Origin of the sequence: Sphingobium sp. SCG-1 (genome assembly GCF_002953135.1) — a bacterium.
Lineage (GTDB): Bacteria > Pseudomonadota > Alphaproteobacteria > Sphingomonadales > Sphingomonadaceae > Sphingobium.
The window spans coordinates 420992-443601 of sequence record NZ_CP026372.1; the positions used below are offsets into that span (position 1 = coordinate 420992).

The following is a 22610-nucleotide window of genomic DNA, read 5'->3' on the forward strand; positions in this document are numbered from 1 at the left end:
GGATTGCATCCAGTTATTGACTTTTTGAATCCCTAAACATAAATCCGGCCTCGAAACCTAAAAAGTGGCGGGAATAGAGGGATGAGGATGGCATTGAAATCAAAGGCGGGTTTGTTCGGAGTGGCGGTGATCGCTCTTGCTTGGACCCAGGTCGCTTCGGCGCAAGAGATAAATTCCGGGACGGTAAATCCTCAGGGTCCGAGCAATGGCGCGGAGGGTAGCGTCAGCTCGTCAGCGCCGCAGGACATCATCGTAACTGCGCAACGGCGCAGCCAGAGCCTGCAAGATGTGCCGGTCACCGTTACTGTGTTTGGCGCGGAGCAAATCCAGAGTGCGCGGATACAGCGCGTGGAAGACGTGGTAACGCGTACCGTCGGCCTAAACTTCGATGCCTTTCCGGCCTCGCAACCTCGCTTGGTGGTGCGCGGTATCGGTTCTTCCGATCGGGGTGCTGCAGGCGATCCGAGTTCAGCCGTTTTCTTGGATGACATCTATTTGGGCAGGCCTGCTGCAATTGCTTTCGACGCATTCGACATTGAGCGCATCGAAGTTCTCAAGGGGCCGCAGGGCACACTTTTCGGGCGCAATGTGGTTGGTGGCGCCATCAACGTCATCACGCGCAAGCCGGACGTATCGGCTGTCGATGCGTCTTTTGAAACGACCTACGGCAATTATGATCGCTTCGATGCTGCTGGCTTCGTCAACATGCCGTTCGCGAACAATAGCGGTGCCATTCGGGCTAGCGCCTCTTATCGCAGCCATGATGGATATGTGCGTAATGCATTCCTGAATAGGGATGTAGACGATCAGGAAACGCTCAGTGGCCGGTTCCAATTTTTAGCCGAACCAATCGAGGATCTGAGGGTTCTCTTTACGGTCGATGGCACGCGAGATCGCGCGACTGGACCGGCCAACCACGTTCTGGAGCGTGATACGAGCGATCCGCGTTCGGGGCTTTACAGCGTCTATCAGGATCCCGATTTCACCTACGGATCGGATGTAGGCTATCAGAACCGCGATACGGTCGGTGTCCGTGGTGAGGTCAGTTATGACACGTCCCTTGCAACTGTAACTCTGCTCGGTTCTTACCGCGATCTGTCCTACGGATTGCGTTATGATTTCGACGGCGGGAATGCGGTGTCGACGTCGCCTGGGTTCAACAGGCTCAATATCGGCGGCGGCAATGACGAGCAGGCCGAGCTGAGCAGTCAGGAAATCCGTATATCCTCCCTGCCCACAAGCCCAGTGGAGTGGGTGGCTGGTTTTTACCACTATAATCAGCAGGTAGACCGGTCGGACATATTCATACTTGACTCCCGTGCGGTTGCGCCAATCGCGCTGACTGAAATCTACAACCAGGACTCGTCGCTCGACAGCATCGCGTTCTTTGGCGACGTAACGGTGCCGCTTACCGATCAGTTCTCGGTCATAGGCGGCGCGCGTTATACGAAGGATGACAAGACCTATCGCGTCCGCAACACTGGCAGTCGCGTGCCTTTGCGTGGAAGTGAATTGTTCGATGTGACCACTTCTGCGTCATTTGATGCGGTTACCTGGCGCGCAGGTCTGAACTTCAAGCCTAATGCGGATCATCTGTTTTACGGCATGGTATCACGCGGATTTAAGAGCGGCGGTTTTCAGGAGACGCCGACTTCTGCACTCGATGCAGCGGCCGCCTATAATCCAGAGACGGCAACGCAGTACGAGATCGGCCAGAAAAGCAGCTTTTTCAACGGTCGGCTGATCTGGAACAACACCTTGTTCTATCTTGACTACAAGGATCTTCAGACCCGCCAGGCTGACCCAACGACAGGGGGCATCTTCACAACCAATGCGGGTGCGGCAACGATCAAGGGCTTTGAGACCCAACTGCAAGCGCGATTGTTTACCGGATTCAATTTGTCGGCTGCCTATGCCTATACCGATGGAACGTTCGACGTATATGTCGAGGATGGCGTTGATTTTGCGGGCAATCGCATCTCCCGTACGCCAAGGCACAAAGTATCGTTATCGCCGTCCTACACCTACGAATTGGGAGGTCGGACCAATCTTACGATCGCGGCAGACTATCGTTACGAAAGCAAGATTTTCGACGACAATAGCAACCAGCCGCCCGAAATTCGCCCCGCGACGCACTTTATCGATGCGCGAGTAATATTGAACGGCATCGCAGATCATTTCTCTATGTCCCTCTGGGGTAAGAATTTGACTGATGAGCGCACGCGGACATTTCAGTCAGTGTTCCTGGGCGCCAACTTTGGCGCTTACAATGAGCCACGTACTTACGGGGCAACGCTCCGGTGGGAATACTGAGCAATTTACGGGCATCGCAGGCATGTGCCTGTCGCCTGTGCGCTAACATCTAGGGAGCTGCCATGAATGATCGTTTTGCCGAGGGTATAAAGGTTATTGTACCCTGCGGATCGCTCGGAGCGGGTGTTCGCGAAGAGGAGATTGCTTATGGCCTGGCGCGCGGTGCCCATGCCATTGCGTCCGATGCTGGATCGACTGACAGCGGCGCCGCTTATCTGGCTCTCGGCAAATCGAAGAATAATCGTGGTGCGGTCAAGCGAGATCTAACGATCTTGATGAAGGCCCATGCAAAAACCGGCATTCCGATCCTCATCGGCACTTCTGGCCAAGCCGGCGGCGACCTCAACCTCGAATGGACGCGCGACATTGTGGTTGAAGTTGCCGCTGAATTGGGAATCTCGCCCAAAGTGGCGTTGCTTCACAGCGAACAAGATAAGGAAACGGTCAAGCGTCTGAACGCGGCGGGGCGGATTCGGCCCCTCCCGCCCCTTGGCGCGCTAGACGAAGCCACGATCGATGAATGCGATCACATCGTAGCTGTCATGGGCGTTGAGCCTTTCGTCGCTGCTTTGGAAGCGGGGGCTGATATTGTGTTGGGGGGACGGACCACTGATCCGGCGGTCCTTGCATCGTATCCGATTTGGAAAGGGGCACCTTGGGGTCCAGCCTGGCATGCCGGAAAGACTGGGGAATGCGGTGCGCAATGTGCTGAAGGCCGTGATGGTGCAGGCGTGCTGCTGACCGTCAGGTCTGATGGATTTGAAGTCGAACCGCTGAGCGATCATAATCGTTGCAGCCCGCACAGCGTATCGGCGCATATGCTGTATGAAAACACCGACCCATATCGTCTTACGGAACCAGGCGGCATAGTTAATGTAACGCAGGCGAGTTACGTTCAGTCGGATCAACGCACCGTGAAGGTTACGGGATCGCAGTGGGAGCCGAAGCCCTATACGATGAAGCTTGAAGGAGCCGGTGGCGGGCGGTTTCAGACGCTTATGCTCGTCGGCGTTCAAGATCCCGACGTGTTGGCCGATGTCGATGGTTTTCACGATAAACTGCTTGCCGCGCTTTACGAGCGCACTCGTAGCACGATCCCTGCCGACGAGCTTGGCGACTTCCATATTTCCCTTCGAATGTATGGGTGGAACGCAGTATCAGGGAGGCCCCTGCCGGAAGGAACGCCTCCGCCCCCGGAAATCGGGATGCTGTTCGTCTCTACCGCGGCGACGCAGGAAGTCGCCAACGCAATTGCGCACGCCTGCAATCCGTACTTCTTCCATTATCCCGCGGATATGGAGAAGGAACTACCCAGTTACGGCTTTGCTTTCACGCCCGCCGACGTACCACGCGGACGCATCTACGAATTCAAACTGAACCATGTTGTTGAGGTGGACGATCCACTTGAACTGGTCAGGATCGAATGGGTCGATCTTGGAGAGGCGCGCAAGTCGGAAACTCGGGAGGTGGCCCATGGTTAAAGTTAGGGACGTCTGCCGTCATATAAGGTCCAAGCAGGCTGGACCGTATTGGGTTACTTTCGACATCTTTTTCGACGGGCCTGAAAGTTATCGGAAATATCACGCCAGCACTGCGCTTTCGTCGGATTTGTTCGCCCGCTTATACGGTACGAACGCCGACATGGTGAAGACAATTCCAGTAGAAGACCTTTGCATGGTGAAGATCTCCTACCCGCGCGCGACGCCACAAGGCGGAATGGAGGAACGCGATATGCATTCCGGCCAGCAATATGTGCGTCTACTCGACGTAGAACTGATCTGATATGGAGCGAAATCCGCAAGTTCTCACTGAGTTGCTGGACTATGCGGCGCATGATTATGGGGCCAGCGCCGCGCTTGATTTCATGGGGCGGCGCTGGACATATTCGCAGCTTGAGGATCTTTCGGCTCGCTGCGCATTTGCCCTGCAAGCAATGGGTGTTCGTCCGGGCGATCGCGTTTGCCTTTGCCTGCCGAACACGCCTTATTTTGTAATTGCCTATTTTGCTGTCCTGCGTGTGGGCGGCATCGTCGTTAGTATGAACCCGCTTTACACTGAGCGGGAGATGAATCATCTCGTCACGGATTCAGGCTCGAAACTGGCATTTGTTCCGGATCTGCCCGGGGTCGTCAGTAAAATTGCTGCAATCAATACATTAGAGCATATTATTATTTGCCCCGTCGACCAGATTTTGCCAGCTGCAAAGGGTCTCGCCTACAGAGTATTCAAGCGCTCGCTTCGGATGCCGAAGCCTTATTCAGCCCCGCGTATGACGGCGTTCGCAAAACTGGCCTCCAATCCACGAGATTTTGCGCCACACGACAATCGCCAGGAGGATGTGGCGGTACTTCAGTATACAGGCGGAACGACTGGGCTGCCAAAGGGCGCCATGCTGACTCATGGCAGCCTTATCGCTAACTGCCTACAGATGGCAGAACATGATCGCGGTCGGCCAGCCACGCAGGAAACGGTAATGGCCGTTTTACCGATGTTCCACGTGTTCTCTCTTACCAGCGTCCTTAATTACGCAATTCACACCGCCGCCTGCATCATATTAATGCCCCGTTTTGAAATGAAGCCGTTCCTCCAGGCGATGCGTCGCACGCGGCCCGAAAGGTTCTTTGCGGTCCCCACTATCCTCACGGCGTTGAACGAATTGCCAGCGGAGTCGCTTCCACAGATGAGTCAACTTCGTTTGTGCGTGTCGGGGGGAGCGCCGCTACCGTCGGAAGTGCGTCTTCGTTTCGAGCAGCGCACAGGCTGCAGGGTCGTTGAGGGATATGGCTTATCGGAAGCATCGCCGACGATTGCGTGCAACCCCATCGTCGGCGTGGTGAAGGATGGAAGCGCAGGCGTTGCATTCCCCCGCACATCAATAGAAATTCGTTCATTGGAAACCGGCGAAGTCGTGGGGACAGGAGTGAATGGAGAAGTTTGCATTCGCGGTCCCCAAGTGATGAAAGGATATTGGAACCGCCCTGAAGAAACGGCTGAGGTGCTTTCCGATGGCCTATTGCGGACCGGCGATGTTGGCCATCTGGACGACGAGGGTTATTTATTCCTTGTCGATCGTATCAAAGATCTTATCCTTTGCGGCGGATATAATGTTTATCCCCGAGTTATCGAAGACGCACTGTATGAACATCCCGATGTGGTGGAAGCCGTGGTGATTGGCGTCCCCGATGCGTATCGCGGTGAAGCGCCCAAAGCTTTCGTAAAGCTGCGTCCGGGAGCGGCCATCGACTCTGCTGCGCTGTCCAATTTTCTCAAGGACAAGATCAGCAAGATCGAAATGCCAAAAGAGATTGAGTTACGGGATGAGCTTCCGAAAACGCTGATAGGAAAGCTTTCGAAAAAGGAACTCCGCGCTGGCTAGGCGCGGTCGTCTCAATATCTGACATTCAGATCGTACGAAGTTGCGTCGCTCACTCGCGCCAAGATCTAATTCATCCCTCTATCAGACAGTCCGTCACTCTAGAGTGGATGCTGCGTATCGGGCAATGCAGCAATAATAAAGGTCATTGATCCAATGTTAACAGAAGATCCACATTGGAAATTGGTGACCTTTACGAATGCCGTCGTAAGTGAAGTGCCGATTTGGTCTCCTTCAGATCGATCTGTGTATTGGGCAGATCTTTATTCGCCAGCATTGCAACGAACGAATATCGACACGGGAACGACTTCGACTTTCCCCGTGCCTGACCGGCTCGGCTCCTTCGGGTTACGTGAAGGCGGCGCTCTGCTCGCGATGAAGAGCGGGATTTATGACCTCGACTTCGCCTCGGGCAGTATCATCAAGCGACTGGAGCCGCCCTATGACAAGAATGAAATGCATTTCAACGATGGGCGGACCGACTCCGCGGGGCGCTTCATAGTCGGCGCAAATCAGGACCCAACAGATACTGTGCGCGGGCGCGGCCATTATTACCGTATAGACGGCACGGGTTTAACGCCCATCATCTCCGGAATTACGACTGCCAATGGTACGGCATTTAGCCCCGATGGCCGGACTATGTACACGGCCGAGACCCGCGATTTCGTGATTTACGCCTATGACTATGATCCTGAGACGGGTACGCCCACCCGCCAACGGGTATTCGCACGCCTTCCCGCTGGACATTTTCCTGACGGCGCAGCGGTGGACAGCGAAGGAGGCTACTGGATTGCTCTGATCGGCGCCGGGGTCATCTGGCGGTTCGCGCCGGACGGCGTACTCGACCGGGTAGTCAACACGCCCACTCTTTTTCCAGCCATGGTTTCCTTTGGCGGAGACGATCTCTCTACAATGTTCCTGACCACCTCCCGCAAATATGTGGCGCAATTAGGAGAGCAAGAACAGGCAAAGGAACTTGGCGTCGCCGGCGGCATCTTTAGCTGGCAGTCGGACGTTCGCGGCTTTGCCGAACCGACATTGAGTTTCTGAAAGTTCCCTAACGGCTACATTCGCGCGGCGTCGACAGCCGCTTAACCATAGTAATGGATCGTTCTACCCCCTTCTTCAGTCGCCAAGCTTAGCCGGCTAATGCATCAATGTGCACCGCTTCGACGGCGCTGCCATAAGGCACGGTCCATCTTGTATAACGTCACACGCGAATTCGCCTACTCTGCGTGATCGATAAAGTTTTCCATATGCAGAGCCTCGACGCATATTCGCGGGCACGAGGCTCTATAGTTCATTCAGTGTTCAAGATACCTGCGCGGGTCTGTGATCATCATCGAGCGCGCGAGGCGACCATGAGCGCACGAACGGGATGGCGGGTTGATCCTGCTCCACCGTTCGTTGAGACTGATGTGGACGAGCCTTGAGCAACAACATCGTGGGGCAGATCAAAGTGTGCGATCCACTCGCATGATTTGGAGGACAATGGGTATAGGCTTGCGGATGCAGGTGTGGACGCGGATGATGAAGAGGAAATGCGAATGGAAGCGCTTTTGACCTTACGCGGGACGCAGGCATTGAGACGTACCGCCCTGCTGTTTGCCGCAGCATCCTCGCTCATGGCGCCTCCCGCACCTTCCGCTACTCCCGATTACGCGACCCGTTTAGCCAAGGTGCTGCGAACCACCCCGTTGATCGATGGTCACAACGACTGGCCTGAAGCCTTGCGGGAGCGGGAAGGCGATGCGCGCTGGACGATGGACCTCACTGATCTGTCGCAACGGCCGCAACGTTATAACACCGATATTCAGCGACTCCGCAAGGGCCAGGTAGGTGCGCAATTCTGGTCGGTGTGGGTATCGGCGGATTTGCCGGGCAAGGACCAGGTTGAGCAGACGCTGGAACAGATCGATCTCGTGAAATCGATCGCCGCGCGTTATCCGCAGGCATTCGCCATGGTGCGCACGGCGGAGGATGTCGAGCGCGCATACGCATCCGGTCGAATCGGCTGTTTGATTGGAGTCGAGGGCGGAGGACAGATTGACGGTAATCTGTCGGTGTTGCGCACTTACGCGGCGCTGGGTGCGGGTTATCTCACCCTTACGCATTCGCGCACGATCGAGTGGGCGGACTCAGCGACCGACAATCCAAAGCATCAGGGGCTTACTGACTTTGGGCGAGAAGTGGTGCTTGAACTCAACCGGCTGGGTATGCTCGTCGACCTTAGTCATGTGAGTGAAGCGACCATGCGCGATGCACTCGCTGTTTCGAAAGCGCCGGTGATCTTTTCGCATTCCAGCGCGCGGGCGCTCGTCGATCATCCCCGCAATGTTTCGGATATCGTCTTGAAACTGGTTCATGAAAACGGCGGCGTGGTTATGGTGAACTATGCGCCCGCCTATGTTTCGAACGCCTATCGCTTGTGGTCGGCGGATTTGTCGGCGGAGAAAACCCGCCTCAATGCCCCGCCCTTTGGCGGTATCGATATCGGACAGCCGGAAAAGGCCGCTGCCGATTTGGCGTTATGGCTAAAGGCGCATCCAGCGCCGCGCGTGACATTGTCCGAAGTTGCGGATCATATCGAGCATATCGCCAAGGTTGCGGGCGTGGATCATGTCGGCCTGGGTTCCGATTTCGACGGCGTTGGCGAAACGCTCCCTAGCGGCCTTAAGGACGTGGCGACCTATCCCGCGCTGCTGACTGAGTTGATGCGGCGGGGATGGAGCGATGCCGATATCGCGAAACTGGCGGGAGGAAACGTTCTGCGAGTGATGAAAGCGGCCGAACAAGCGAAAGCGCGCCTAACCCTATCGAACCCGGCATTTTCTCCGATGAACAAGAGCATCAAGCGGTAGCCGATTAGTAGCTAGGTAGATCCAGCTCTCTGATTGAAGTCGCGATCAGATCAGCAGTTCTAGCGTCGACCGGCCGCGCTTTGCCGCGTCATACCCGCGCGCCTAAATCCGTCTCCGCGCCGCCCGCAGTAGGCAAGATGCTCATGCTGCCTTAGACCGAGCTTCTTGCGCGATCAGGGAGGAGGTTTGCAGGGTGCGCGCCTTCCGCTATCCCCCCTGCATGACCGAACAACCGACCCAGAATCACCTCTACCTCGTCGACGGCAGCGGCTACATCTTCCGCGCCTATCATCAGCTTCCTCCGCTCACGAACCGGCACGGGCAGCCGGTGGGGGCGGTGTATGGCTATACGGCGATGCTATGGAAGCTGGCGGCGGAGCTGGGTGCGGCGGAAGGGCCGACGCACATGGCGGTGATCCTGGACAAGGGATCGCACACGTTCCGCAACGACATGTACGATCAGTATAAGGCGCACCGCCCGCCGCCGCCTGAAGATCTGGTGCCGCAATTCCCGCTGATCCGTGACGCCACTCGCGCCTTTTCGCTCCCTTGTATCGAGGAAGCGGGGTTCGAGGCGGATGACATCATCGCGACCTATACGAAGCAGGCCGTCGCGGCGGGCTGGCACGTCACTATCGTGTCGTCGGACAAGGACTTGATGCAGCTTATCCAGCCCGGCGTCGACATGTACGACACGATGAAGAACGAGCGGCGCGGACCGGAATATGTGATGGGGAAGTTCGGCGTTAGACCTGAGCAGTTGGGGGACGTCCTCGCATTGATGGGTGACAGCGTCGACAATGTACCGGGGGTGCCGGGCATCGGGCCGAAGACCGCGTCGAAGCTGATTACCGAGTTTGGCAACCTGGAGAGCGTGCTTGCCGCCGCGCCGTCGATGAAGCCGTCAAAGATGCGAGACAATCTGGTCGAGCATAGCGAGATGGCGCGGCTGTCGCGGCGGCTGGTCGAGTTGCACAGCACGATGGACTTGCCCGAGCCGCTCGAAGACCTGACGCTGAAAGGTATTCCCGAAGACCCTTTGCGCGACTTCCTGGAACATCATGGCTTCAAGGCGCTGCTCAATCGTCTGACCCCCGCGGCAGCGGCAGTGGCGGTAGCGTCCGTGTCGGCCGCCGTGAGCGCGACCACTGCTCCGGCGCCACCGGTGGTGGAAGCGCCGCCGCCGATCGATTGCTCGTTGTACGAGACAGTCGTGACGGAGGAGGCACTGGACCGCTGGATCGCCGATGCTCATGCGGAAGGCGTCATCGCCATCGATACCGAAACGGACAGCCTCAACAGCATCAGCGCGCGCTTGGTCGGTGTCAGCCTCGCAACCGGCCCCAATCGCGCCTGCTACATCCCTCTCGGCCATGGCGGCACCGACATGTTCGCGGAAAAGCCCGAGCAACTGCCGCTCGATCTCGCTCTAGCCAAGCTAAAGTCGCTGCTGGAAGACGACAGCGTGCTGAAGGTCGGGCAGAACCTGAAATACGATATGACCGTCCTCGCGCGGCACGGGATCGCCATCACGCCGTTCGACGACACCATCGTCATGAGCTTCGACCTCGACGCCGGGCAGAGCCTTGCCGGGCACGGCATGGATGAAGGCGCGAAGACGCATCTTGGCCATACGTGCATCACGTTCAAGGATGTGGTCGGCAGCGGGAAGTCGCAGATCAGCTTCGCCGAAGCGCCGCTGGACAAGGCCACCGCCTATGCCGGCGAGGACGCTGATGTCACGCTGCGCCTCTGGAATGTGTTCAAGCCGCGCCTGCATCAGGAAGGCGCGACGCGTGTCTATGAATTGGTCGATCGCCCGCTGGTGCCGGTGATCGCGGGCATGGAGCGCGCCGGGATCAAGGTGGATCGCGAGCATCTCTCGCGCCTGTCCTCTGAATTTTCAGACAGCATCTCGATCCTGGAGACCGAGATCCATGGTCTCGCCGGACAACCCTTCGCCATCGGGAGTACGCAGCAACTTGGCGCGATCCTGTTCGACAAGCTTGGCCTGAAGGGCGGCAAAAAGGGCAAGTCCGGGGCCTATTCGACCGACGTCACGATCCTTGAAAAGCTGAAAGCCGAAGGGTCGGAGATTTGCGGCAAGGTGCTCGACTGGCGGCAATTGTCGAAGCTCAAATCCACTTACACCGACGCGTTACAGGCGCAGATCAACCCGGAGACGGGCCGCGTCCACACCAGCTACAGCCTCACCGGCGCGCAGACGGGGCGTCTGTCCTCGACCGATCCTAACCTGCAGAATATCCCGATCCGTACTGAGACCGGGCGGCAGATCCGCCATGCCTTTATCGCGGAACCGGGCAATGTCATCCTCGCCGCCGACTACAGCCAGATCGAGTTGCGTCTGGCCGCGCACATGGCCGACGTGCCCGCATTGAAAGAAGCGTTTGCGGGGGAGGAGGACATCCACAATCGCACGGCGCAGGAACTGTTCGGCGAAGTTAATCGCGACACGCGCGGGCGGGCGAAGACCATCAACTTCGCCATCCTTTACGGCATCAGCCGCTGGGGCCTCGCCGGGCGGCTGGAAATCACCGCCGACGAAGCGCAGGACATGATCAGTCGCTATTATGAGCGCTTCCCCGGCATCAGCGTCTATATCAACGAGACGCTGGAGAAGGTGCGGGCAACGGGTTACACCGAAACGCTGTTCGGGCGGAAAACATGGTTTCCCCGCATCAAGGCGCCAATCCAGCACGAACGGCAGGGCGCCGAACGCGCCGCGATCAACGCGCCAATTCAGGGTACCAGCGCCGACATCATCAAGCGCGCCATGGTCCGCATGGGACCGGCTCTGACGGCAGCGGGTCTCGACCAGGTCCGCATGCTGCTACAGGTCCACGACGAACTGGTCTTCGAACTTCCGCAAGGCGATGTGGCCGCCGCCAGCGCTGTGATCCGCCAAGTGATGGCAGGTGCGGCAGAACCAATGATGAAGCTATCCGTGCCGCTGGGCGTCGAGATCGGCACCGGCCCAAGCTGGGGCGCGGCGCATTAGGGCGAGGGCTATGACTGGGACCGGTGAGTCGCGGAATGGTTGCTTACGCGAAGGCTTAGGCCGACACCGGACATTTGATGGTGACGAAAAGCCTGGCTCCGAGAAGTTGTCGCACTTTAGCAACTCGATAGTGTTTTTTCGAACAGTCGAGTAAGCACGATGGCTGCCTAAACGCCGGGAGCAAGGCGATTATTAGGGATCTACGCGACTTCCGCACGCCTGTCATTTGAAAGCCCTTTGCAGAGCAGTGGTGATTTTCTCTTCAGTTTTGAAATGGATGCTGCCAGCAGAAATCGCTAACGCGATCGCGATTATAGCGACGGGAGCCACCAAAGTGACGAGCATGATCTTGAGCGGGGTCTTACAGTCGCCCTTTTAGATGATTTCCCTACGAACAGGAAACAGGTGTTTTCCCGCCACTGTCAGCTTTAGCGTATGAAGCAAGATCGGATGATGGTTAAGATGGGCGTTAGCGGACGAATTGCTCTGAATGCTCTCACAGGCTGAGCATCACGCCTGCACCGCACCCCCCACCGGCTCCGGCAGGAGGCGCAGGCTCTCCTCCGCCGTCGGCTCCCGCGCAAGTACATCCAGCGCGTCCAGCGCCTCGAGTTCCTTGCCGCCGGTCTCGATATCCAGATCGCGGAAGCGTCGCCCGGAGGATAGCACGCGCGTTTCGAAGCTGCCGATGAAGCTGTTGTAATTGGCCACGGCGCTGTTGAGGCCGGATCCCAGCCGCTTCAAATGCGTCGCCGCGACCGACAGCCGCTCGTACAGTTCCTTGCCCAGCGCGCCGACCTGCTTGGCCTGATCCTGCATCTTCGCCTGTCGCCAATGCCCCGCCAGCGTCCGCGCCAGCGGCAGGAACGTCGCGGGGCCGCAGATGATGACGCGGTTCTTGGCGGCGCGCTCCCACAGGTCCATGTCCGCTTCCAGCGCGGCGGTGACGAAGTTATCGCCCGGTACATACATGATGACGAAATCGGGCGCCTGCGCAAATTGCTCCCAATAGGCCTTGCGTCCCAGCGCGTCGGCATGGGTCCGCACGGCCCGCGCATGGTCCAGCAGATAGCGCTCGCGCAGCAATTGCTCGGTCTGCTCGACCGCGTTCAGATAGGCCTCAAGCGAACATTTGACGTCCACCACCAATTGCTGTCCGCCGGGTAACCGGATCACGAAGTCCGGGCGCAGCTTGCCGTCATCGGTATTCACCGACACTTCCTCACGGAAATCGACAAAGGCCGAAAGCCCCGCCGTCTCTATCAAATTCTTGAACTGCTGCTCGCCCCAGCGCCCGCGCGTCTTGGGCGCGGCCCGCAGGGCATTGACCAGCTTCGCGGTCTCGTCGCGCACCTGACCCTGGCCCAGCTTCACTTGTTCGACCGCTTCGCGCAATTCGTGATAGCTGCCGACGCGATCCTTCTCGACGCGCTGCAACCCTTCCTCATAGCGTTTCAGCGTCGTTTCGACCGGCTGCAACAGCGCTTTCAACTGCGCCTCGCCCTTCTGGTTCGCCTGATCGAATCGCTGGTCGGCGCGCTCCAGAAATGTCTTCTGTGCCTGCTCCAGCAGCTTGCCGCCGATCTCACTGAACTGCGCGGAGAGTTGCTCCTTCGCCTGCACCAACCCGCGTATCTGCTCCTGAAACGCCTCGGTGCGCGCTGCCTGCTCTGACCGGAACGCCGCCAGATCGCGCAACGCCGCCTCGCGCTCCGCCTGTGCCGTATCCAGCCGCCCGGAGAGCAGCGCCGCCTGCTCAGCCCGCTCGCGCGCCACTGCCAGATCACGCTCGGCACTGTCGCGCTGCGCCGTCGCCGCCTCGACTCGTGCGGCCAGCGCCGCCATGCCCTGTCCACGCAGGAGCCACCCTGCAATCAGCCCAGCGACCAGTGCGACAATGATAAGAACGACGGCAATCAGATCCATGAGCACTTTCCGCAACAAAGAACGAAAAGTGAACCTACCGGACTAGCCATGGAGTGGCAAGCGCAACGGGCTTCAAGCCGCCTTGGCGGTTTCCTTGCGCAGCTTCGCCAGCTTCTTCAACACCATGTCGCGCTTCAGGCGCGAGAGATGGTCGATGAACAATACCCCTTCGAGGTGATCCATCTCATGCTGCAGGCACGTCGCCATCAGGCCGTCCAGCTGCTCTTCGCGAATTCGTCCGTCGCGATCCATCCAGCTTGCGCGAATGGCCGCGGGACGCTCGACTTCGGCATACTGCTCCGGGATCGAGAGGCAGCCCTCCTGATAGACCGACAGGTCGGGCGATCCGTCAAGGATCTGCGGATTGATGAACACCATCGGGCGTTTGACGGGAGGGCCGTCCTCGACCTCCGGCTCCTGCAAATCCATCACCAGCACGCGCTTGGGTACGCCCACCTGGATCGCGGCAAGGCCGATACCCGGCGCATCGTACATCGTTTCGAACATATCGTCGATCAGCCGGTTGAGATCGGCGTCGATCGTCTCGACGGGCGTGGAGATGGTGCGCAGCCGGGGATCGGGCGCTTCGATGATCGGAAGAATGGCCATGCCCCTAAAATATGGGCGGATCGCAATAAGATCAAGTCGCCGCGCGATCGGTTCATCCCGCCGGACCTATTCCCCCGGCATCAACCCACGGGCCGCCGCGCGCGCAAAGCCTGCGCCAACGTCCCCTCGTCCAGATAATCCAGCTCGCCACCCACCGGCAGCCCATGCGCCAGTTGCGTCAGCCGGATCGGAAAACTCTCCAGCCGCTCGGCGATATAATGCGCGGTCGTCTGCCCCTCCAGCGTCGCGTTCATCGCCAGCACGACCTCGTCGATTCCACCCGCTGCCACTCGCCCGATCAGCGTGTCGATCGAGAGATCCTCGGGCCGCACCCCCTCCAGCGCGGACAGCCGCCCGCCCAGCACATGAAAGCGTCCCGGAAACAACCGCGACTTGTCGAGCGCCCACAGGTCCGACACATCCTCCACCACGCACAGCGCCCGCGCGTCGCGGCGCGGATCGGTGCAGATGCCGCACGGATCGACGGTATCCACATTGCCACAGAGCGCACAGGTCGAAAGCCGCTCCTCCACTGCCTCCAGCGCCCGGCGCAACGGTGCCAGCGCCAGCTCGCGCTTCTTCAGCAAATGCAGCACCGCCCGCCGCGCCGATCGCGGGCCAAGGCCGGGAAGGCGGGAGAGCGCCTGCGTCAACGCGTCTATTTCGGGAGAGGCCATGAACGACAACATAGGGGCTTGCGTTGCATGGCGACAAGGGCTTGAGAGGACGCCATGCGCATCATCTACATGGGAACGCCGCAATTCGCGGTGCCGGGACTGGAACGACTGGTCGAGGCAGGGCATGAAATCGTCGCCGTCTACAGCCAGCCGCCGCGTCCGGCAGGGCGGGGGAAGGGGCTGCGCGCCTCTCCGGTACAGGCGCGGGCAGAGGCGCTGGGCCTGCCCGTCCACACGCCGACGGGCCTGAAAGACGCCGCCGCGCAGGCCGCGTTCGTCATGCACGAAGCCGATGTCGCGGTGGTCGCCGCCTATGGTCTCATCCTGCCGCGCGCGATCCTAGATGCGCCGAAACGCGGCTGCTTCAACATCCACGCGTCGTTGTTGCCCCGCTGGCGCGGTGCCGCGCCGATCCAGCGCGCCATCCTGGCGGGCGATCACGTTACCGGGGTCACGATCATGGACATGGAGGCAGGCCTCGACACCGGTCCGATGCGCGCCAAGCATGTGACGCCACTCGAAGCCAAGACGGCAGGCGAACTCACCGACGAACTGGCCGAAGCCGGCGCGACTCTGATGCGCCAAGTGCTCGAAGACCTCGACGCCTTTCCGCCCGTGCCGCAACCGGAGGAAGGCATCACCTACGCCGCCAAGATCGACAAGGCGGAATCGCGGCTGGACTTCACCGCCGACGCGCATGTCGTGGAGCGGCAGGTCCGCGCCTTCAATCCCGCCCCCGGCGCATTCTTCAGCTATCGCGGCGAGCGTTTCCGCGTCCACGCCGCGCACTGCGAGACGCGCGACGGTCCACCGGGCGAATTGCTCGACGATACGTTACTGATCGGCTGCGGCACGGGCAGCCTTCGCCCCACTCTGATCCAGCGCGCGGGCAAGGCGGCGATGCTGCCTGGCGAGCTGCTGAACGGCTTTGACATGCCCGCCGGATCACGCGTGGATGATTGAAGCCCGCCCACACCATACCTTATCCTCCGTTCGGTTCGAGCTTGTCGAGAACGCGTCTCGCGCCAATTTCTCGACAAGCTCGATCCGAACGGGGCAGGAGCAACAGCCTAATTCATGACCCGCTATGCTTTCACCGTGGAGTATGACGGCCGCCCCTTCATGGGCTGGCAACGTCAACCCCACGGCCCCACCGTGCAGCAGGCGATTGAACTGGCGATCACGCAGATCACCGGCGAAACCGCCACCGTCAACGCCGCCGGACGCACCGACGCAGGCGTCCACGGCATCGCCATGCGCGCTCATGTCGACATCGCGAAACCGTTCGCCCCCTTCCGCCTGCTGGAAGCGCTCAACGCCATGATGCGCGATGTGCCGGTCGCAATCACCGACTGCGACATCGTACCCGACGATTGGCACGCGCGCTTTTCATGCACCGGGCGCTCTTACGTGTACCGCATCGTCAACCGACGCCCGCCGCTGACATGGGAAAAAGGCCTCGCCTGGCGCATCGGCCAGCCGCTCGATGCGCAGGCGATGCAGGACGCTGCCGATCTCCTCATCGGCCTTCACGATTTCACCACCTTCCGCTCTGCGCACTGTCAATCCGCCAGCCCCGTCAAGACACTCGACCGGCTGGACGTGATCCGCACCGGCGACCGCATCGACATTCACGCCGCCGCGCGCTCCTTCCTCCATCATCAGGTCCGCTCGATGGTCGGTTGCCTCTCGCTCGTGGGCCTCGGCAAATGGTCGGTGCCGGACATGCGCACAGCGCTCGAGGCTGCGGACCGCACCGCGCTCGGCCTCAATGCGCCGCCCGACGGGCTATATTTCGTGGACGCGACATACCCCTGACGATGGGATGCGCCACACCCATTTGCACCCCACCGCACTTTCGTCTATTGGCCGCGCTTACAGCCCCGGCAACCGCTGATCCTTTTCGATTCGCGTCTGCCGGGGCGCATTGTTTTTGCAAAGCAGGGATATGCCCATGGCCCGTCGCCGCCAGATCTACGAAGGCAAAGCCAAGATCCTGTATGAGGGTCCGGAACCCGGCACGCTGATCCAATATTTCAAGGATGATGCGACAGCGTTCAACGCCCAGAAAAAGGGTACGATCAGCGGCAAGGGCGTCCTCAACAACCGCATTTCGGAGCATATCTTCACGCTCCTTGCGCAGATCGGCGTACCCACGCACTTCATCCGCCGCCTCAACATGCGCGAGCAGTTGATCCGGCAGGTCGAGATCATTCCGATCGAAGTGATCGTCCGCAACGTCGCGGCAGGCTCGCTCAGCAAGAAGCTCGGCATCGAGGAAGGCACACAGCTTCCCCGCACGCTGATCGAATATTGCTACAAGGACGATGCGCTCGGCGACCCGATGATTTCGGACGAGCATATCGCCTGCTTCGGCTGGGCCAGCCAGGAAGAGATGCACGACATCGCCGACATGGCGATCCGGGTGAACGACTTCATGTGCGGGCTCTTCGCCGCGATTGGCATCCGCCTGATCGACTTCAAGCTGGAATTTGGCCGCCTGTGGGACGGTGAGTTCAGTCGCGTTATCCTCGCCGACGAAATCAGCCCCGATGGCTGCCGCCTGTGGGACGCGGTCACCAACGAAAAGCTCGACAAGGACCGTTTCCGCCGTGACCTCGGCGGCGAAGTCGAAGCCTATCAGGAAGTCGCCCGCCGCCTGGGGCTGCTGCCGGAGGGTGCCGAAAACGCGATCCTCGACATGGAAACCCACCGCAAAAAGCGCGGGATCTAACGACCAGACCCGTTCGGTTCGAGCGTGTCCAGAACGCTCTCCGCACCCCGTTCTCGACAAGCCCGAACCGAACGGACGGAGGGTGTTGCCTAACCGGACGCGCAGTTGCGAACAGATCGCCAAACCCCACCGAACCCCTTCATCTCCGCGCCAAATTGGTCTAGGGGCTTGGCCAACGCGCAAGCCCCAAGGAGTCTCGCCCATGAAAGCCCGTATTTTCGTCACTCTGAAGGGCGGCGTGCTCGATCCGCAGGGCCGGGCGATCCATCACGCGCTAAGCGGTCTCGGCTTCTCAGGCGTCAATGATGTCCGCGCCGGAAAGCTCATCGAGATTGACCTCGCGGACGACACCAGCGACGCGGATATCGACGCGATGTGCCAAAAGCTGCTCGCCAACACCGTCATTGAAAACTACCGCATCGAAAAGGTCGCCTAGGATGAAGAGCGCCGTCATCGTCTTCCCCGGCAGCAATTGCGACCGTGACCTCGCCGTCGCCTTCGCGCAGGTGACTGGCCACGCGCCGACGATGGTCTGGCACGGCGACAGCGAATTGCCCGAAGGCATCGACCTGTTCGGCGTCCCCGGCGGCTTCTCCTATGGCGATTATCTCCGCTCCGGCGCGATGGCCGCGCGCTCGCCGGTGATGCAGGCGGTGGCGAAGGCGGCGGAGCGCGGCGCCTACGTCTTCGGCGTATGCAACGGCTTTCAGGTGCTGACCGAGACCGGCCTTCTCCCCGGCGCGCTGATGCGCAACGCAGGCATCCACTTCGTCTGCCGCGACGTAGCGCTGACGGTGGAGAACACCCAGTCCGCCTTCACTGCCAAATATGACGCCGGCGAGACGATCACGATCCCCGTCGCCCACCATGACGGCAACTACTTCGCCGACGACGCCACGCTAGACCGGCTCGAAGGCGAAGGCCGCGTCGCCTTCCGCTACGCCGAACCCGTCAACGGCTCCGCCCGCAACATCGCAGGCATCCTGAACGACGCAGGCAATGTCCTGGGCATGATGCCCCACCCCGAACGCATGATCGAACCCGCCCACGGCGGCACCGACGGCCGCCGCCTGTTCGAAGGACTGGTCGAGGGCCTGCTGACGCGCGCCTGAACGCCTATCCGCGGCACCTCATGACGGCATCAGCGTCGTCGTGGTCTGCACCGCATCCAGCATTCCCGGAACCCACCCCGTCTTGGTGTAGAGCGAGAAGCCGTTGGTGAATGACCAGGCGCAGCTTTGCACCCCGATCGAGGCGAAGGCGGAACTGACCATACCGTAATATTTCACGCGATCCGCGACGTTGACTCCGTCGATGTCATAGGCGCCATATTCGCCCAAAAACGGCACGCGCCCGGTGCGGTTCATATAGTCCTTCACCCGCGACACGGCCAAGTCGATGCTGGTGCGATCGCTATCCTGTAACGGCCGACCCATGGGATAGTTTATCGTTGTCCAGCCCGCGCCCTGATGCGTGAATTCCTTGGGATCATAGAAATGGAAGGTCGGGATCAGGTTCGGATCGTCCATGGCGATGTCGAACGTGGCCAGCGACTGGACGGAACTGCCGTAATTGCCCGCAACGATGATCGGCCGAGTGGGATTGGTACGCCGGATTTCGCGGATCGCGGGCGTGAAGATGTCCCAGGTGCTCGCCTTGTTCCAGAACTCGTAACCCGGTTCGTTCAGCAACTCGAACCACAGCTTCGGCCCGTCATTGCGATGCGCCTCCGCGATCTGCCGCCAGATCGCAACGAACCGCTCGCGCTCGGCGGCGGGCGATTGCTGGACATCCACATAATGATGCAAGTCGATGATGATGTTGAGATCAGCTGCGACCGCTGCGTCGACGACCTGCCGGACGCGCGCCATCAATGCCGGATCGACGGCATAGGGGGACGTTGTGGCGGTATGTACCGAATATTTGACTGGCAACCGCACCGTATCGAACCCCGCGGCGCGGATGGTCGCGAAATCGTCATCCCTGATTGGTCGCCCGAACATATCGCCTTCGACATCGCGCTCCAGCATGCCACCCATGTTCACGCATTTGCCCAGCGGTAGCGGATTGCCCTTCTCCGGCTTCGCGGCAGGCGCCAGTGTATAGCCGAATGCCGTCACCGCAGGCTTGGCGGCGATATTCTCGGTGGGCGGGGGCGCTGGCACGGACACGGGGGCCGATGGCGTTGCGGAGGCAGGCGTGGCTGCCACCGGTGTAGACTCGCCGCCACCGCAGGACGCCATGAGAAGAGCATAGAGGGGCAGTGACAATGAGCGCGCGCGCATGAAGGCTGTTCCGATCGCAGACGGCCGACGTTCGCGCGAGGCGATCATCTACCTGATTTCGCATCAGAAAAGCTCTATTTGAATATAGTTAACGACCGGTTGAGCATGGCCGTTCATTTTCGACCCAGATGCCCCGTGACGCTTTCGCATCGGAAAAGAGATGAATAAGGTTAAAAGGCCGCCAGAGCCGAACCACTGTCATCCCGGTAAAGTCCAAGTCTTGCTATTTCGCTGCAAACCGACAGGAGATGCCTGCCCTCGCGGGAATAACGGAACGTAGCCATTCCGGCCCGGATACAGGCTGACATCGCACACACGTTGGGAAGGACTTCCCGCAATTTCCGCATTCGCGTGTCAGAATTGTCGTATCCACATGAAGTGACATTCGGCACGTGAAGATCGGGAGGAGTCGGTAATCACAATTGGCAGATGCACATGGTTCATTTGCGATGCGCCGCTCTTTCCTACTCCCGCGGGCTAGCCTATGTCTTTGCCTATTGTGACTTAGGATGCGGCATGACACGACACCTTCCCTGGATCGCGCTGGGCGGCATCGGCTTTTTCTGCCTCACCATGGTCGCTACCCTGCGTGGAGAGCATGTCAATGCGCTGTGGATCGTCGTCGCTGCAGTCAGCATGTTCCTCGTCGCCTATCGCTATTATGCCCTGTTCATCGGTCGGCGCGTCATGGGCCTCGATCCGGACCGGGCTACCCCCGCCGTACGCCGCGCCGACGGCCTGGACTATGTAGCGACCGAAAAATCCGTTCTTTTCGGCCATCATTTCGCGGCAATTGCGGGCGCAGGACCACTGGTAGGACCCGTGTTGGCGGCGCAAATGGGCTATCTCCCCGGCACCTTATGGATCATTTTCGGCGTAGTGCTGGCGGGCGCTGTGCAGGACTTCATGGTCCTGTTCATCTCCATGCGCCGCGACGGGCGATCGCTGGGCGAGCTTATCCGCATGGAAATGGGACAGGTTGCGGGTACGGTGGCGCTGGTCGGTGCCTTCGTCATCATGGTCATCATCCTCGCCGTGCTGTCCCTCATCGTAGTGAAAGCGCTGGCGGAGAGCCCCTGGGGCATGTTTACGGTGGCTGCCACCGTGCCGCTGGCGTTCTTCATGGGCGTCTACACACGCTGGATACGCCCGGGCCGAATTGGCGAAGTATCCGTGCTCGGTCTTATCGGCCTGCTGCTCGCCATCATCTATGGGCAGTCCATCGCCGCCTCTCCGCTTTGGGGGCCGGCTTTTACCTTCACCCCTATTCAACTTTGCTGGATATTGATCGGTTATGGCGCGGTCGCGTCCGTGCTGCCGGTCTGGCTGCTGCTCGCGCCGCGTGACTATCTCTCGACCTTCCTCAAGATCGGCGCGATCGCGGCGCTTGCGATCGGCATCGTCGTGATGGCCCCACCACTCAGGATGCCCGCGCTGACCCAGTTCATCGGCGGCGGTGGCCCAGTCTGGGCAGGCGGCCTCTTTCCGTTTCTGTTCATCACGATCGCGTGCGGCGCAGTATCGGGCTTTCACGCCCTGATTGCGAGCGGGACGACGCCCAAGCTCATCGCCAGCGAGGCGCATGCTCCCTTCATCGGCTATGGAGCGATGTTGATGGAGGCGTTCGTGGCGATCATGGCGCTGGTCGGCGCCTCGATCCTCGACCCCGGCATCTATTTCGCGATGAACAGCCCCGCCGCCCTGATAGGGACAAATCCGTCCAGCGCAGCAACCGCCGTTACCGCCATGGGCTTTCCCATCGCGCCCGACCTTCTTGTCCAGACGGCAAAGGACGTCGGCGAGCACAGCATCATTTCCCGCGCAGGGGGTGCGCCGACGCTGGCCGTCGCTATGGCAGAGATCTTCTCCCATGTCGTCGGCGGCCCGGCCATGAAAGCCTTCTGGTACCATTTCGCAATCCTGTTCGAGGCGCTCTTCATTCTCACAGCAGTCGATGCGGGCACCCGCGCAGGACGCTTTATGTTGCAGGACCTGATCGGTATGCTCGCGCCCTCCTTCCGCAACAATGAGGGGCTTGCGCCAGGCCTGATCGCCACTGGTCTGTGCGTCGCCGCCTGGGGTTTCTTCCTATATCAGGGCGTCACTGATCCCCTGGGCGGAGTGAATACTCTCTGGCCGGTGTTCGGCATCTCCAACCAGATGCTCGCCGCCATCGCGCTGATGCTCGCCACCACAGTGTTGTTCCGCATGAAGAGGGACCGCTATGCATGGGTGACAGTGGTGCCAACCGCATGGCTGCTCGTCTGCACAATCAGTGCGGGCTGGCTGAAACTATTCTCCAGCGACGTACAAGTCGGCTTCCTTTCCCATGCCTCAAAGTTCAGCGCAGCGTCGCAAAGAGGTGAAATCCTCGCCCCCGCCAAATCGATGGCGGAGATGGAGCGGATCATCTTCAATGACCGGATCGATGCCGCACTATGTGGGCTGTTCCTGGGGGTGGTGCTTTGCATATTGGTCTCCACCGTGCGCACATGCCTGCGTGCTCGCAAAGCCGCCCTTCCCACTATAACCGAAGTTACTGGTTCTTCCGGTCCCCATCTGGCGGCAGCGCAATGAGAAGTCGCGCCGCTACTCTGCTAAGCACCTTACGCCGCACTGCACGGCTGATGGTCGGCCTGCCTGACTATGACGCATATCTGGCACATATGGCGCAGCAGCACCCCGATGACGCCGTGATGAGCAGGGTGGCGTTTTTTCGCGACCGGCAGGAGGCGCGGTATGGAGGAAAGAACGGCGGGCGATGTTGCTGAACGGCTTGGTCCCTCCCGATCACTCAAGGGAGAGATTTGGAT

General features: G+C 60.0%; 18 protein-coding genes. 14 read left to right on the top strand and 4 right to left on the bottom strand.

Annotated features, from left to right (window positions below; all coding sequences use genetic code 11):
* Positions 1–87 precede the first annotated feature (87 nt).
* From C1T17_RS01910 to polA, 7 genes are all read left to right on the top strand, one after another.
* The gene (locus C1T17_RS01910; RefSeq protein WP_104954941.1) at positions 88–2313 is read left to right on the top strand and encodes a TonB-dependent receptor; all 2226 of its coding nucleotides are present in this window, start codon (positions 88–90) and stop codon (positions 2311–2313) included.
* Positions 2314–2375: 62 nt separating this feature from the next.
* Complete coding sequence (locus tag C1T17_RS01915; RefSeq protein ID WP_104951964.1) at positions 2376–3794, top strand: acyclic terpene utilization AtuA family protein; 1419 nt, start codon at positions 2376–2378, stop codon at positions 3792–3794.
* Positions 3787–4095: a DUF4387 domain-containing protein gene (locus C1T17_RS01920; RefSeq protein ID WP_104951965.1), complete on the top strand. Its 309-nt coding sequence runs from the start codon at positions 3787–3789 to the stop codon at positions 4093–4095. Before C1T17_RS01915 ends, C1T17_RS01920 begins: the two co-directional genes overlap by 8 nt.
* Before the next feature lie 31 nt (positions 4096–4126).
* Positions 4127–5689, top strand: a complete 1563-nt coding sequence (locus C1T17_RS01925) for a long-chain-fatty-acid--CoA ligase (protein WP_223262746.1) — start codon at positions 4127–4129, stop codon at positions 5687–5689.
* A 153-nt stretch (positions 5690–5842) separates the two neighbouring features.
* Positions 5843–6736, top strand: coding sequence for an SMP-30/gluconolactonase/LRE family protein (locus C1T17_RS01930; protein WP_104951967.1), 894 nt, complete (start codon positions 5843–5845; stop codon positions 6734–6736).
* 497 nt (positions 6737–7233) lie between these two features.
* Positions 7234–8547 carry a dipeptidase gene (locus C1T17_RS01935; RefSeq protein ID WP_189338458.1) on the top strand — a complete coding sequence of 438 codons (1314 nt, stop codon included), beginning with the start codon at positions 7234–7236 and terminating at the stop codon, positions 8545–8547.
* A gap of 220 nt (positions 8548–8767) precedes the next feature.
* Positions 8768–11566, top strand: coding sequence for a DNA polymerase I (gene polA / locus C1T17_RS01940; RefSeq protein WP_104951968.1), 2799 nt, complete (start codon positions 8768–8770; stop codon positions 11564–11566).
* A 510-nt stretch (positions 11567–12076) separates the two neighbouring features.
* Here polA and rmuC read toward each other — a convergent pair.
* The 3 genes from rmuC to recR form a co-directional block, all read right to left on the bottom strand.
* Positions 12077–13492 carry a DNA recombination protein RmuC gene (gene rmuC / locus C1T17_RS01945; protein ID WP_104951969.1) on the bottom strand — a complete coding sequence of 472 codons (1416 nt, stop codon included), beginning with the start codon at positions 13490–13492 and terminating at the stop codon, positions 12077–12079.
* A 72-nt stretch (positions 13493–13564) separates the two neighbouring features.
* Complete coding sequence (gene def, locus C1T17_RS01950; RefSeq protein WP_104951970.1) at positions 13565–14101, bottom strand: peptide deformylase; 537 nt, start codon at positions 14099–14101, stop codon at positions 13565–13567.
* Positions 14102–14181: 80 nt separating this feature from the next.
* The gene (gene recR / locus C1T17_RS01955; RefSeq protein WP_104954943.1) at positions 14182–14778 is read right to left on the bottom strand and encodes a recombination mediator RecR; all 597 of its coding nucleotides are present in this window, start codon (positions 14776–14778) and stop codon (positions 14182–14184) included.
* A 54-nt stretch (positions 14779–14832) separates the two neighbouring features.
* On the opposite strand from recR, the gene fmt reads away from it, so the two are divergent.
* The 5 genes from fmt to purQ all read left to right on the top strand — a co-directional run bounded on the left by fmt (position 14833) and on the right by purQ (position 18624).
* On the top strand, positions 14833–15741 hold the full coding sequence (gene fmt / locus C1T17_RS01960) for a methionyl-tRNA formyltransferase (protein WP_104951971.1): 909 nt from the start codon (positions 14833–14835) through the stop codon (positions 15739–15741).
* 114 nt (positions 15742–15855) lie between these two features.
* The gene (truA, locus tag C1T17_RS01965; RefSeq protein ID WP_104951972.1) at positions 15856–16596 is read left to right on the top strand and encodes a tRNA pseudouridine(38-40) synthase TruA; all 741 of its coding nucleotides are present in this window, start codon (positions 15856–15858) and stop codon (positions 16594–16596) included.
* A 136-nt stretch (positions 16597–16732) separates the two neighbouring features.
* A complete protein-coding gene (gene purC / locus C1T17_RS01970) occupies positions 16733–17512 on the top strand; it encodes a phosphoribosylaminoimidazolesuccinocarboxamide synthase (protein ID WP_104951973.1) in 780 nt (259 codons plus the stop codon).
* 202 nt (positions 17513–17714) lie between these two features.
* A complete protein-coding gene (gene purS, locus C1T17_RS01975) occupies positions 17715–17948 on the top strand; it encodes a phosphoribosylformylglycinamidine synthase subunit PurS (protein WP_104951974.1) in 234 nt (77 codons plus the stop codon).
* A gap of 1 nt (position 17949) precedes the next feature.
* Positions 17950–18624, top strand: a complete 675-nt coding sequence (gene purQ / locus C1T17_RS01980; protein ID WP_104951975.1) for a phosphoribosylformylglycinamidine synthase subunit PurQ — start codon at positions 17950–17952, stop codon at positions 18622–18624.
* 18 nt (positions 18625–18642) lie between these two features.
* On the opposite strand, the gene C1T17_RS01985 is transcribed toward purQ, so the two are convergent.
* The gene (locus C1T17_RS01985) at positions 18643–19845 is read right to left on the bottom strand and encodes a glycoside hydrolase family 5 protein (RefSeq protein WP_223262747.1); all 1203 of its coding nucleotides are present in this window, start codon (positions 19843–19845) and stop codon (positions 18643–18645) included.
* Positions 19846–20313: 468 nt separating this feature from the next.
* On the opposite strand from C1T17_RS01985, the gene C1T17_RS01990 reads away from it, so the two are divergent.
* Both C1T17_RS01990 and C1T17_RS01995 read left to right on the top strand, forming a co-directional pair.
* Positions 20314–22374, top strand: a complete 2061-nt coding sequence (locus C1T17_RS01990) for a carbon starvation CstA family protein (RefSeq protein ID WP_104954945.1) — start codon at positions 20314–20316, stop codon at positions 22372–22374.
* Positions 22371–22568 carry a YbdD/YjiX family protein gene (locus C1T17_RS01995; RefSeq protein WP_104951976.1) on the top strand — a complete coding sequence of 66 codons (198 nt, stop codon included), beginning with the start codon at positions 22371–22373 and terminating at the stop codon, positions 22566–22568. The genes C1T17_RS01990 and C1T17_RS01995 overlap by 4 nt, the downstream gene beginning before the upstream one ends.
* The last annotated feature ends 42 nt before the right edge of the window (positions 22569–22610 follow it).